The sequence below is a fragment of the Nonomuraea sp. NPDC052265 genome (genome assembly GCF_044547985.1).
Classification (GTDB): domain Bacteria; phylum Actinomycetota; class Actinomycetes; order Streptosporangiales; family Streptosporangiaceae; genus Nonomuraea.
The window spans coordinates 78,713-90,650 of record NZ_JBIUBJ010000011.1 but is presented as its reverse complement, the minus strand read 5'-3'; the positions used below and the strand labels follow the sequence as shown (position 1 = coordinate 90,650).

The window sequence follows — 11,938 nt, the reverse complement described above, 5'->3', positions numbered from 1 at the left end:
CCATAATCAGTCTTGATCGATCTGTTCAAGCGATGTGATGAAGTCGGCCAGATGCTGATCGGTGATCCTTCTAGACCGCCCGATCTTTATGCTGTGAAGTTGGCGGGTTCTGATGAGCTGATAGATCTTGTCTCGGCCTACACCTAGTAGTTCGGCTACCTCCTCGACTTTGTATGCCTTCAGGTGCTTCGCCTCCCTTTGTCGGCTCTGACTTCTTCGGTGGGAGTCCACCTCAATGCGACTGGGTGCCGTCGCGGTGGAGTCGGCGAGCGTGGTTCCACAGTCGGCGGCCAAGCCTGAGGCGTAGGCCGGTGCTGTTGCAGCGGGGGCAGAAACGCCAGCCAGACAGCCCGAAGGGGTAGGGGATACGGCCGGTGCCGTGGCAGCGGCGGTGTTCACGGAATGGGCGGATGTAGCAGAGGACGGCGTAACGGAGAGTGAGCAGGATCGGGATGGCGATTGCTGCGGAAGCGATCAGCATGTCTGTGGGCAAGAAACCACCTCCTGTGGGGGTTCTGGAGCTAGCCGGCGGGCAGGCTGCTACCTGCTACATGCCTGGTCAGATGTCCTTTCGGGGTGCTAGCGAGGGTGCTTCCGGAAGCAGGCGCATCTGCTTCCGGAAGCACCACTCGGCCTACTCGGCGGAGCGGCTTTGGCTACGGTCCGCAATGGCTTGAGCGAGGTCGGCGCGGTAGATGCCGCGTCTGGTGTGCTTCTTGCCGTCGATGCGGCGGCCGATGGGACCGACCTTGACCTTGTGGGGCTTCAGGGCGCTGGTGAGCTGTTCGGAGCGCCACCCGCCGTAGACCTCTGGCCTCAACTCGGCCAACCGCTCAGACAGGATGGCGTTCCATGCAGCGTCGTCCCCGGCCGGCCAGACCCGCGCGAGATCTGCCAGCAGGTCATAGGCGGGCGGTTCGGGCCGGGGCCGGGTGTCGGGTTCGGGCATGGCGCCCGCCTTCACCCGCATCTCGATCGCGCGTGCGATCACCTGTTTGGCCTGGTCGCCGTTGACCTCGAAGCTTCGACGCGCACCGGGCTTGCCTATGCCGACGACCACGCCCCAGCCGGCGTCGCGCGGATCGGCATCGTCTCCCGGCTCGAACACGGTTGCCCGGTATCCCGCCTTGTACATGCCGGTGCCGAGGATCATGTCGTTGGCGACTTGATCGCGTACCGACATGCACACACGGGTGTTGATGTTGCGAGTGATCCCCGTGGGCAAGCTGTCCTTGTCCGGGATCTGGGTGTCCAGGAGCAGGATCACACCGAGCGCACGCCCTAGCTTGATCACCTTTTCGCACAGTTCCCCCGCCTCCGCACCGTGGTCCTTGTGCTGGAAGAGCTCTTGCGCCTCGTTCAGGAACACCACCAGCGGATGCAGGCCGCTGTCCTTGCGGGTGGCCAGCTCGGGGGTGACCTTGTTCTCCGGGGCCATGCCGAGCGCGTGGTAGTGGGCGATCTTCGCTGCTCGCTGCTGGCACTCGGTGTGATACAGCCACCTGATCAGGGCGGCGGCCCTGCCGATGGTCTCGTCGTCCTGGCCGTTCCCGTACTCGGCGCAGACGGGTTCGACGGCGCTGAAGTCGCCGACCCCCTTGAACTCATAGCCGCGCAACTCGGCGCGAGGGTCGAGAGCGGCGGCCAGCACCAGCAGTCGCAGAAGGTTCGTCTTCCCCGAACCGGGCTGTCCGCCGATCAACCAGTTCCGGAAGATCAGTACAGCGTTGACGATCTCCATACGCGGCGTGATGAACAGGGGGAACGACTTGAACACGTCCACGCTGCCGCCCCTCAGCAGCGGCCAGGACGGCGTCTGCATCTGGCCGGCGGGTTGGTAGCCGACCCACAGCGCCAGCCGTCCAGGATGGCCCTGGGCAGGCTCAGGCCACACTTGGTCCAGCGGCAGCCGCATCCCGGACGCCAGCTTGCCTCGGCGGGCCACGACGTCGGCGGCCTCCACGCCGAAGGGCAGATCCACGATGGCCAGATGCCCGGGTCCGTCCCGGTGGATCTCCTCCGGGAAGCTGATCGCATGCTGGTCCTTTGCGACAGCCTGATTGATCGCGGATATGCCGGTGCTGAGCAGGCCACGCCTGACCAGATCGGCGGTGAGCTTGCGATAGCGCGGCCCGTGGGTGACGTGGTCAGTGATCGGCTTGTCGGCCGGACGTCCGGCACGCGCCAGGATGGGCATCAATATGGCCAGCACCGCTGGCCATGCCCAGTCCGGCACTGTTACGTCCAGTGCGAGCAGGGTCGCCACCGACGCCACCGTCAGCAGGCACATCAGCAGCAGGATCGACCAGCGCCAGCGCGATTGCCGCTCTCGCTGCTTGTCCAGCTTCAGCCACGTCGCAGGGTCGTTGCGGTCTGCGGCGGCCTGCCGCAGCGCGTGGTTGCCCTCTTCAGCGCTCGCCCACCGCAGCACGCGGGCAATTCCGGAAACGATCCCGAACGGTGCATACACCCCCGCCTTGATTGCGTACTTGGGCAGGCGAATCGAGTGGTACCCGAGCACGTAGGCGGCATCCCTTGCCCACCAGGCGAGCATCGCGCGTCGACCGGCACTCGTGCGGATCCATGGCGGGACGATGGGGGCGCGCCCCTGTCCGGTCTGTGACCGGTCAGGGGGCGTGCCATCGTCGGGCGGATCAACCGGCGGCCCGGTCGCTGATCGATCTTCAGGAACCGACTCTCGATCGAAGAAGGCGTCCTCTTCCGCGCGTTGGTCGTCGTCCTGTCTGGGAGGAGCGCCGGCACTACTGGCCGAGTCTTGGTCGGGCGGACCTGTCCAGATGAACCCCGAGAGCGGGGCAGTGAAGGAGTGATCAGGCGTGTGGTCGGGGCCGGACTGCGGTCGTGTCATGAGCCGCAGTCCTTCCTGGTTGGCGCGAGAAGGCCGGCCTGCTCGGCAAGCTCGTCACGCAAGTAGGACAGAGGGTCGGGCTCGCCATCCGCGGCGGCGCTGAGGGCTGCTCGTATGGCTGCGATCAGGTTCGCGCGGTGTAGTCGCCTCCTGCTGATGTCGGTTCGGAGCCGAGAGATCTCCGCGACCAGAACGGGCGTGTCCTGTAGGGCAGCGGTAATGAGCTGCCAGAGGTCGGCGAGGGTGGAGGTGGAACGGGCGAAGTTGGCGAGTAGTTCGCGGGCGGTGTCGTTGCGGTCCAGGACCTCCTGAAGATCGGAGTCAGGGTAGGGAAGTCGGTAGGTCACTGAGGCATCACCTTCTTCGGTCGATGAACAGGTCAGGAACCGGATGTGATCCAGCCCAGGAACGCGCGTAGGGCGCGGTCGATCTCAGGGGCCAGCGTGGTCGCGGCCAGCAGAAAGCCGAACACCGCGCAGACGAGGGCCATCCACAGGCGCAGCTTCAGGTAACGCACGGCCAGCACCACGGCCACAGCGAGCAGCACCACCAGGGGAATCGAGACGGTCAAGTGTCATCACCCCCTTCCAGGCCAAGGCGTTGGATGTGGACGAACACCGGATCAGATGCCGTCGTGACGGGCCTTGCGGCGGCGCCAGCGGGAACGGGCACGGCACTTGACGCAACGCTTGCTACCGGACTCCAGCACGGCACCACAGGGGCACCCACGGGTCAGCGGGATAGTGCGCAGCAGTGATCACCTCCTTCGAGATGTGCCCTGGTGGGGGAGAGGCGTGGCTCTCGGGGGGCCCTCCTTGCGGCGGGCGTAGATGAGCACGGACCGAGCCGCGTGCTCGACTTCCGAACGGGGATCGCTGAACGGGTCCTGCCGGCGGTCGGCGCGGCGGATACCGCATGCCAGGACCACGAACACCATGAGCACGACCAGCGCGGACGCCAGTGCGAGGGTGACGATCAAGAGTGGGATGTCCACTCAGGCCCCCGGTGGAGGCGGATCGGGGCTGATGGAGTCGCGGTAGGACCACCAGGCATCCCACCGCGCCATGCCGGCGTCCATGATTGCGGTGACGCTGTATTCGACCGGGCCGAAGCACGTCGCGGCGCTGTAGTGGCCCTGGTCCGGGTCGCTGAGGTGGAGGTCCGAACCGATCAAGCGCGCGATGTGCTGGATCTCGGCCTTCTTCTCCTCGTCGGTGCCGAACAGGACACTGACGGCGACCTTGGATGCGTGCGGGACGGGCAGCTCCGGTCGAGCTTCCAGATAGCTCGCCAGAGCGTGAAGCCCTTCGATGAGGCGAGCCCGGTGACCGTCGGGAAACGTGCCGTACATCATCGGAGTTCAGCTCCTTTCGAATCGTGCGCGGCAGACAGTGAGCGCGTCCGGGCAGGTCTCCAGCGCGTCGGCCATGGCGTGAAGCGCGATGACCACCAGCAGGAGCAGCGTGGCGATGAGAACACCGGAGTTCAGCCCGTCCGTGGCGTTGTCCAGCAGTTCCGCCACGGTACGGAGAAGCGTGATCAAGCGGGAGAGTCGTGCCTCTTCGAGACCGATCACTGTTGATCACCTCCCGTCCGTCATCGGTGGCTTCATCTGCTGACCCCCTTGGCCGAGGCGCCGTGTAGGGGGCCCTACACGAAGCACCGTACAGGCCCCCCTACACGGCCGTCAAGGGGGGGCTGTACGAGTTGGGTATAGTCCCCCCTGTCCGGACCGCGTACGCTGGCGCGCATGGCTAAGGAAGGCGTGAGCGAGGCGGTACTGTCCGCGCTGGCTGACCTCGAACGCGCTTTCGATGCAGCGCTTATGGCGATTGATGCGGATACCGACCACAACCGGGCGTACAACGGCGCAACGGAGCTGGTGGAAACGCTGAGACGTCTCTTTGAGACCTCTGGCAACCAAAGAGCACTTTCAGCGGCCCGCATTTTCGAGCAAGAGGAGATGTCGTTGGCTGGACTTGCCGACCGCATCGGGGTATCGAAAGCACGTGCAGCTCAGCTGATCAAAACAGCCAAGGACACCAGGGCTCGAAACGAACGGGATGAACGTGTCTCGCTCGGTCTAACGAAAGTTGCGATATCAGCGGCGCATGCATCCCGGCTAGCCGCAAAAAAAGCCGAGGACTCCGACACCCAAGACGGAACAACGAAGGGAAACTAGGGTGAGCGAGCGGACAGAGGTAATCGTTGAAGTCTGGCCGGTATCGGCAGACGACATCGGGCTTTGGCTAGTAAGCGGAAAGGACGCATGGCGTTCCGACGCCGTTCGACAGGACAGCGATCCGCATACTGCCGTCACAGACCTTCTGTCCGCGAACGACGCTGAAGATGGAGTCAAGCTGTTGCATTCGACTTCATGGCGAGCGGAAGACACCGCAGTAGTTCTCACCTATGTCGCCGTTATCGGGTGCAACGCGTTCGTCCGGGATAAGTGGAAGAGTGCAGCGCCCATCAGTCCGGCCTTGCCGGACGCGGTAGGCAAGCCGATCCCGGTTGAAGCGACGGAAGCACCCATCCCGCGGTACATCGATGTACTCATGCATGGGCTTCGACACTTGCAGTTCCTTCTGCAAACGGACTCTGCCGCCCGGTCGGCGCTGTGCGGAAGGTGGCCGGACCATCTATCGGCGTTCCGGCCGGCACTCGCAGGGATGTATGACCACGAGCATGGACAGGAACCGATAACGCTTCCTGAAGGGCAGGAAGCTCGCTAACGATCTGCGCAGAAACGGAGGCGACAGGGGTGCAGGACGAGGAGAGGCTAGAAAAGCTCGACTTGCAGGTGCAAGCCGAGAAAGCCCGCAAGGATCACATACACTTGCAGCAGCGAGCCATAGAAGCTCTCAAAGGTCTGCTGGCACGAACGCTCAACGAAGATCTGCCGGTGATTAGCTGGTCGATTCACAGCAATCCTGCTAAGGAAGCCCTCACCGGTACATGTGACGCCGAGGAAGTCGGTCAGCGGCTCAGGGATTTCGAGGTATGGCGTGAAGCTCTCAATGCCACGCCGCAACCGGACGAAACAACGAGTCAGGGCGGAACGACAGTACACGCCGTGGTGACGGATAATTACTTGGAGCTTTCTATCTCGCTCGTTGCTGACGTCTGACTCGGGAGCAAGTCAGGAGAATCGCGGTGGTGGCAAACAGGAGAAGCCCTCAGATCTGGCACCTGACTAACGGCCAGGATGTCGGTCCAGTCTGAGAGTCCTCGTCGCCCCAGCGAGCGGGGGAGTGGCGTTACGGTCGGTTGAGGAGCCGGCACGCCGGCCAGAGGGGCTTACAGAGGTTAGTTCGCGGTTTCCCGCTTGAAGGGCGCTGCACCCAACCCCTGTAGCAAGTAGCGCAGGCATTTTGCGCACGAAAAGACCGAGTCGTTGCCACCTTGTCGCGCACAAGTATGTCCGCTGGACGGATCCTTGTGCGGCATATCATTTAGTATCAACTGTGCCAGGGTGAGAAGGAACCCTACCTGAACGATATGCGTTTTGATCTCCGGAGTACTGACCTTTCTCGCCGCTAGAGTGAGTAGGGCGCGTATTTCGGAAATTGCTATGCCCGCGACGGTGAGTACGCGATCCTCGTGCTTCAGGTTCTTCTGTGACTCGTTGAGCAGCATGTATCTTAGGGCTGATACTCCGTCGAGAGTGGCATGGGGGATATCGGAGACTACCCAGACATCGCAGTCCAAGCGATATGCGGTTACCGGCGTCGTGTGGCTGGCGATGTAGTCTTGCCTAGCAGTGATTCCCATTGACCTTGTCCTCCATGCATTCACTGGCCGCCCGAAGGAGCTGGCTAGCGCGGGATTTGGACACACCGAGCTTTGTTGCTAGGCCAGCTATCGACAGGTTGTCCGAGCGCCGCAATCGTGCAGCCGAATTAGCGCGAGCCAAGGCGGCAGCATCCGCCAATTCCCGCAGGCAATCCGCCAGTTGCGTTGCCATCTGATATGCCTGCTCGGAGTCACACATATCTCGGAGCGCCGCGTCGACCCTCTCGTAGGCACGTCGCACGGCAACGATGTCCGGAGTAAGCTCCTGAGAAGCTTCGTTATTGTCGTTCAAGCAATCACCCCCTTACGCTCTCTATGGATTAGTCCTTACGCGCCCTGGCGCGAGAATCTAAATAGATGTGCCACAGTGCAGTAGCGTTGTAGCCGTCGCGTATGTCATCGATACTTAGGCCGAAGCGGTCGAAGAACTCGACTCTGGACAACGCCGGTAGGGCTGCGTAGCGCTCTCCCAATCGGCTAGCGACATCGCGCCCAGGCAGTGCAAGTGCCGGGTCCTCCGATACCGCTTGCTCCCGCGATGCCTGCCGGTCTATGTAGTCGATGGCCTTAGTGATGATGTGAATATTTGTGCCGACTTCCTTGGCTATTTGAGCTGGATTTAGGCCCATCGCGCAAAGGTCGGCAATGTCATTCAGCACCGCGCGTGAGATTTTCGTCATGACAGGCACCCCGCCCAGCGGAGGCGACCAGTAGCGCAATGGGGGTTGGCGTCGGTGAGACGCGTGTCTCCGTCGCGCAGTCGGCCAAGAGCGGAAGCCGCGCGCCATCGAGCACCCAGGCCGTTCATGGGCTCGACTGTACTACACCATGCTATAGCTCACCAGGCATGTCGTATCTCGCTTGCCACGGTATCGCCTACCTAGCGTTGACCTGTGGCCGATCAAGAGCTGGCGTGGAAGCCCGGAATCCCCCGATGGGTTCAGGTTTATGAGGACATCAAGAGCAAGATCGAGGGCGGCGAGCTTGCGCCAGGAGATCAGGTGCCGTCTGTCCTGAGGCTTCAGCAGATCTACGGCATTGCCACTGCGACTGGCCAGAAGGTCCATCGGGCGTTGCGTAAGGACGGGCTGATCAGAACGGAGCCCGGCATGGGCAGCTTCGTGACGGAACGTCCGAGCGTAGGGTAGCGATGGGCCAGCGTCGGCGGGTGTTACCGTATGCCTCCGGCGGGGACGCTCCGGCTCCGGGCAGCCCAAGATCACGGCGAGCGGTCGATTAGTGGCTGTGGTGGAAGCCCGCCCGTGTGCCGTCGTCTAGCAGACCAGCTGCGGGGCCGCCTTCTCTCCATCACAGCCATGACATCGGACGCGCGGTCGGGGCAGCCTCGCGGCTGGCCCGCTATCTCGTGGCGGGGACGACGGCAGACGGCCACACCACTTGGTGCCTCCTATAGCCGGCGTGCCCTCTCAACGTGCTCTTCTAGTAGGGCCAACGTGTCCTCAAGGGCTTCTTTGTCTGACGGCAAAAAAGTGGTCGAATGGGCCAAACGGTTTCGGAACGAGCGCAGATTATGGAGCTGTGCACTCTCAACGCGATCCAACCCGGCGAGCCGTTCGTAACGACTTAGCGATACAAGAACATTATTTGGGCGTTCCCCTGTGTCATTTTCAATTCGATCGCGTATCGCTGTTTCTAGCTCTGCCCAGCGGACCATGAATTTGCCGACGATCTCATAATCAATTGTAAATTGTTCGGCTTGCTTTACGGTTGCATCACTCACCGTCGCGCCCAAATACTTCCGAGCATGAAGAAGGAATGATTTGACGCCGACTAGGTGAAATTTCTGGCCAGTCCTCTGTAGCATTTCCGACACAAGTTCAGGTCGAGGCCCTAGCATCTTGCCGTGCTGCTCGCGAGCCCAGTCCTCCTTGTGGTCGTTAGTAACCAGAAGAACCGACTTATTTCTGCGCCGAGCTTCTTCTAGAAGCTGTCTCCAAATCAAATAGTCGCCGATAGGGTTGTCGGACTTCTTTTTGTCGGCATAGCCCGGTGGAATCTTTTCGGCAATGCGACGCAATCCCTCTTTTCTTTCCTCCTCGACGTTGGGAAGCGGGGGCCCTACTTTGCCGTCAAGGAGGCTCTCGATCTGTCGAAGGATCGGATCGGTCCGTAAGGAGGTTTCTACTTCGAGATCGAATTTGAAGGAAGCCGCCGCCGCGTCAAAGAGGTCTGCGCGAGATTTCTCTATCAAAGATTCGAGTTCGGACATCTTGGATGGAGAGAGGCCGCGTCGGTTTCCAAACGCCCGTATGTGTTCAATAATCAACTTGTATGGGCCGCCAACATCTTCAAGCATTTTAGTTGTTGCACTAGAGCATTCTTTGATTACGTCGAGTCGTCGTTCGAGCAGCTCGCGACCAACTTGATTCGCGACCCATAGTCGGTCGTTAAGCAAACGTATTGACGCAAGATATTCTTCGCGAGCCTGATTGTTAAAACGATAGAGGTCGAAGAGGGCGTTCGTGTCGAAGGAAATCAATCCAGAAACCATGAAATGCTTGACGTCTTCATCGGTTGGAGGGAAATAACCGGGAAAATGATCTCGTAGCCCGCCCGGTTCGCCTAAGGCGTCAGCATGGGCGTTCGTGTCGGTCATGAACCTAGCCTAGCCACAACGCAAGGAACACGCCCAAGGATCGGCGATACGAGCAGCGTAAGCACCGTATCTGCCCAACATTCAGAGCGTGATTGGCTGACGAACTGGTCGGGGCCAAGTAGGGAGCCACGCAAGGCGAACGAGTCTGAACGGAGCTGGACTCTGATGTCCCGCCAACGGACTGTCGGGACCTCTCCGAGCTCACCTGAAGGCGGGATCCTAGTTCTAGTCCTCTTGCGGCAGCTGGGTAGTCCAGTGGGTGATCACGCGCACGGCACGTCCGGGGCGCATGACATCACGGTCACGCGCGAGACGTCGAGAAGCTCTGAGAGCCAAACTTGCTGGTCGCAACAGGTGCAACGACTGTGCCACAGCTTATGTCAACCCTAGGAACGAACCCAGCCCGAGGCCGGCTTGTCACTTCCTTAGCCCTGTGCGAGATAAAGATCGTAGAAGGTGACCTTTCAGGAGGGCGGCCCCTTGCCGTTGCACGATGGAGCGACGGCACACGGGATGGCGAGGAATTCGGTCGCCGTCCTCACAAGGAGAACTCCAGACAAGCTGAAGTTGTAATCTCAACGCGACTTGTGGGATAGTGGCTCGCAACCCAAGCGAAGGCGTGCAGGAAGGCGAGCTTCTTTGTCACGCCTGTTCGCTATGCGATCCCTGGAGATCTCGGGGTTGAGTCTCGTCACCGCTGCGGCCCTGGTCGTATGTGTGACCGCTGCACTGTTCTTCGCCTATCGGGCAGTACGGATGCTGCTGCAGCAAAAGGTGCACCATGGCAGTGTTGGTGTCAAAATCCTTGGTTTCGTCCAAGTAAACCTAAGCTTCGGTGATCACGAGGACTCTTCTGCTGTTCTTGACAACGAGACGCCATCTGCCCAGGTTGGGCCCGGTAACGAACAGGGAGCGATAGAGCCAGAATGCCAGAACGAGTGACCAACTGAGTGACATCCGGGGCGCTCGACGAAGTCTGATCGTACATGTCAGTGCACTGTGATCATTGTTTGCGCCCTGCGTATACGTCTGATCACATAGTTCATAATGCTTGCTTCGCGCCGAAGAGGTCACTGGTCGATCCGGTATCGCCCACCGCGGCCACGGGCCACAGCCCAATACGGGATGTGCTTGGTTCGGGGCGTTCATGGGAGCTGGCTGTAGAGGTTAGCCCGTTCAGTTTACGTCTTCCCGGCAGTCGTCTTCTTGCCATGTAAGGCCGTCGCTACCACAGTCGCAGTTCGGTGTACCGGTCGCGTCTGCAGATGATGACGGAGAAATCGCACGTCTCGTCCGGGTACTCAGACGTCCCGGGGGAGGGGCATCAGCTCCCGGCTGGGGGAGCCAGGGAGGGGAGCCAACGCCCGCCGACCAGGGGCGACGGCTCTAGACGGGCAGAGACGATGGGGCAGGTGGAAGGCTCCCCGTTCGACTCCTTCAGACCATGTCAGACCCTGTTCCCCTGCCGTCGCGTCAAGGTCAAGCGGGCCTCAGGTGGTCCGGCTGCCGAAGGGGGCGCGTTCGGTGGGCTTGTCGAGGAGTCGTAGGTCGCTTCGAGGCCGTCGACGGCCCAGGAACGTCTGGTCCGGCCCGTTCGTCGTCATTGCGTGACCCTCTCCCCGGAACTTGACGAACGGCTGCGCGAGGCGTCCGCCCGGATGCACCGCGCCGAACACGTCCGGCGCCTGCGCAGGACCGCCGCGCAGCAGATCGCGGACGTCCGCGAGGCCCTGGAGGGCCTGGAGTTCGAGCTGGTCGAGGAGGAGCGCGACGTCGCCCGGCTGGAGGGCGGGTTGTCCGCCGTCCTGGCCCGCATGCTGGGCAACCGGGAGGAACGGCTGGAGCGCGAGCGCGCCGAGGTGGTGGTGGCCAGGGAACGCGTGGACGGTCACCGCGTCCGGCTCGCGCAGCTCGAAGCCGACGTCGCGGCGGCCGACGCCGAGCTGGCCGTGCTCGATCCCGCCTCCCGCGAGTACGCGCGGCTGCTGGTCGAGAAGGAGCAGCAGCTCATCCGGAGCGGCGATCCGCGTGCGCGTGAGCTGGCCGACCTCGGCGCCGCGCTCGACCGGCTGAGCGCCGAGGTGCGCGAGTGCGACGAGGCCCATCAGGCCGGGCAGGGCGCGCACGAGGCGCTCGCCGTCGTGCTGCGCCTGCTCGACTCCGCCAGGACGGCCTCCACCTTCGACATGTTCGGCGGCGGCCTGATCGCCGACGCCTTCGAGCACGACAGGCTGACCAGCGCCGACAAGGCCGCCTGGCATGCCCAGCGGGCTCTGGACGTCTTCTCCCGCGAGCTGGCCGACACCGGGATCGCGGCCCGGCCGGTGATGCCCAAGGTGGACACGCGGTGGTTCGTGGACGCCTTCTTCGACAACATCATCAGCGATGTGCTCAAGCATCAGCGCATCGAGAAGACCCGGGCCGAGGTGCAGAAGCTGGCGCAGTGGGTGCGCGAGACCAGGGCGCACCTGAGGGGGCGGCGCGTCCAGTTGCTGGCCGAGCAGTCGCGGCTGCTGACCAGGCGCGCGGAGCTGCTGCGTCCCGCGTAGCCGCTCGTCGGGCGCCACCGATCACTGTCGTCACGGCCACGACCGGCACCCTCTACGTCAACCGGGCGAAGTACGACGCCCCCAACGGCTGCCACACCCCTCGGCCAC

At 62.4% G+C, this 11,938-nt stretch carries 14 protein-coding genes; 5 read left to right on the top strand and 9 right to left on the bottom strand.

Translation table 11 applies throughout. The features are described 5' to 3' along the window. Positions 1 to 6: 6 nt before the first annotated feature. The 7 genes from ACIHAD_RS29145 to ACIHAD_RS29115 form a co-directional block, all read right to left on the bottom strand. Positions 7 to 231, bottom strand: coding sequence for a helix-turn-helix domain-containing protein (locus tag ACIHAD_RS29145; RefSeq protein ID WP_397358045.1), 225 nt, complete (start codon positions 229 to 231; stop codon positions 7 to 9). Positions 232 to 634: 403 nt separating this feature from the next. Beyond that, on the bottom strand, positions 635 to 2,554 hold the full coding sequence (locus tag ACIHAD_RS29140; protein WP_397357818.1) for an FtsK/SpoIIIE domain-containing protein: 1,920 nt from the start codon (positions 2,552 to 2,554) through the stop codon (positions 635 to 637). 311 nt (positions 2,555 to 2,865) lie between these two features. Then, the gene (locus ACIHAD_RS29135; protein ID WP_397357817.1) at positions 2,866 to 3,216 is read right to left on the bottom strand and encodes a hypothetical protein; all 351 of its coding nucleotides are present in this window, start codon (positions 3,214 to 3,216) and stop codon (positions 2,866 to 2,868) included. 32 nt (positions 3,217 to 3,248) lie between these two features. Beyond that, positions 3,249 to 3,440, bottom strand: coding sequence for a hypothetical protein (locus ACIHAD_RS29130; protein ID WP_397357816.1), 192 nt, complete (start codon positions 3,438 to 3,440; stop codon positions 3,249 to 3,251). A 186-nt stretch (positions 3,441 to 3,626) separates the two neighbouring features. Beyond that, complete coding sequence (locus ACIHAD_RS29125) at positions 3,627 to 3,863, bottom strand: hypothetical protein (protein WP_397357815.1); 237 nt, start codon at positions 3,861 to 3,863, stop codon at positions 3,627 to 3,629. Beyond that, positions 3,864 to 4,223 carry a hypothetical protein gene (locus tag ACIHAD_RS29120; protein ID WP_397357814.1) on the bottom strand — a complete coding sequence of 120 codons (360 nt, stop codon included), beginning with the start codon at positions 4,221 to 4,223 and terminating at the stop codon, positions 3,864 to 3,866. It lies immediately after the preceding gene. A gap of 6 nt (positions 4,224 to 4,229) precedes the next feature. Further along, a complete protein-coding gene (locus tag ACIHAD_RS29115) occupies positions 4,230 to 4,412 on the bottom strand; it encodes a hypothetical protein (protein ID WP_397357813.1) in 183 nt (60 codons plus the stop codon). Between the two features lie 207 nt (positions 4,413 to 4,619). On the opposite strand from ACIHAD_RS29115, the gene ACIHAD_RS29110 reads away from it, so the two are divergent. After that, the gene (locus ACIHAD_RS29110) at positions 4,620 to 5,051 is read left to right on the top strand and encodes a hypothetical protein (RefSeq protein WP_397265043.1); all 432 of its coding nucleotides are present in this window, start codon (positions 4,620 to 4,622) and stop codon (positions 5,049 to 5,051) included. A gap of 582 nt (positions 5,052 to 5,633) precedes the next feature. After that, positions 5,634 to 5,999 carry a hypothetical protein gene (locus ACIHAD_RS29105; RefSeq protein ID WP_397357812.1) on the top strand — a complete coding sequence of 122 codons (366 nt, stop codon included), beginning with the start codon at positions 5,634 to 5,636 and terminating at the stop codon, positions 5,997 to 5,999. Positions 6,000 to 6,984: 985 nt separating this feature from the next. On the opposite strand, the gene ACIHAD_RS29100 is transcribed toward ACIHAD_RS29105, so the two are convergent. Next, positions 6,985 to 7,344, bottom strand: coding sequence for a hypothetical protein (locus tag ACIHAD_RS29100; RefSeq protein WP_397357811.1), 360 nt, complete (start codon positions 7,342 to 7,344; stop codon positions 6,985 to 6,987). Between the two features lie 213 nt (positions 7,345 to 7,557). On the opposite strand from ACIHAD_RS29100, the gene ACIHAD_RS29095 reads away from it, so the two are divergent. Next, the gene (locus ACIHAD_RS29095) at positions 7,558 to 7,812 is read left to right on the top strand and encodes a GntR family transcriptional regulator (protein ID WP_397357810.1); all 255 of its coding nucleotides are present in this window, start codon (positions 7,558 to 7,560) and stop codon (positions 7,810 to 7,812) included. 260 nt (positions 7,813 to 8,072) lie between these two features. Here ACIHAD_RS29095 and ACIHAD_RS29090 read toward each other — a convergent pair whose 3' ends face one another. Further along, the gene (locus tag ACIHAD_RS29090) at positions 8,073 to 9,281 is read right to left on the bottom strand and encodes a PIN domain-containing protein (protein ID WP_397357809.1); all 1,209 of its coding nucleotides are present in this window, start codon (positions 9,279 to 9,281) and stop codon (positions 8,073 to 8,075) included. Between the two features lie 717 nt (positions 9,282 to 9,998). On the opposite strand from ACIHAD_RS29090, the gene ACIHAD_RS29085 reads away from it, so the two are divergent. Together ACIHAD_RS29085 and ACIHAD_RS29080 are read left to right on the top strand one after the other, a co-directional pair. Continuing rightward, entirely contained in the window at positions 9,999 to 10,223 is a 225-nt protein-coding gene (locus ACIHAD_RS29085; RefSeq protein ID WP_397357808.1) for a hypothetical protein, read from the top strand. Between the two features lie 665 nt (positions 10,224 to 10,888). Next, positions 10,889 to 11,830, top strand: a complete 942-nt coding sequence (locus tag ACIHAD_RS29080; protein WP_397357807.1) for a hypothetical protein — start codon at positions 10,889 to 10,891, stop codon at positions 11,828 to 11,830. Positions 11,831 to 11,938: the final 108 nt, after the last annotated feature.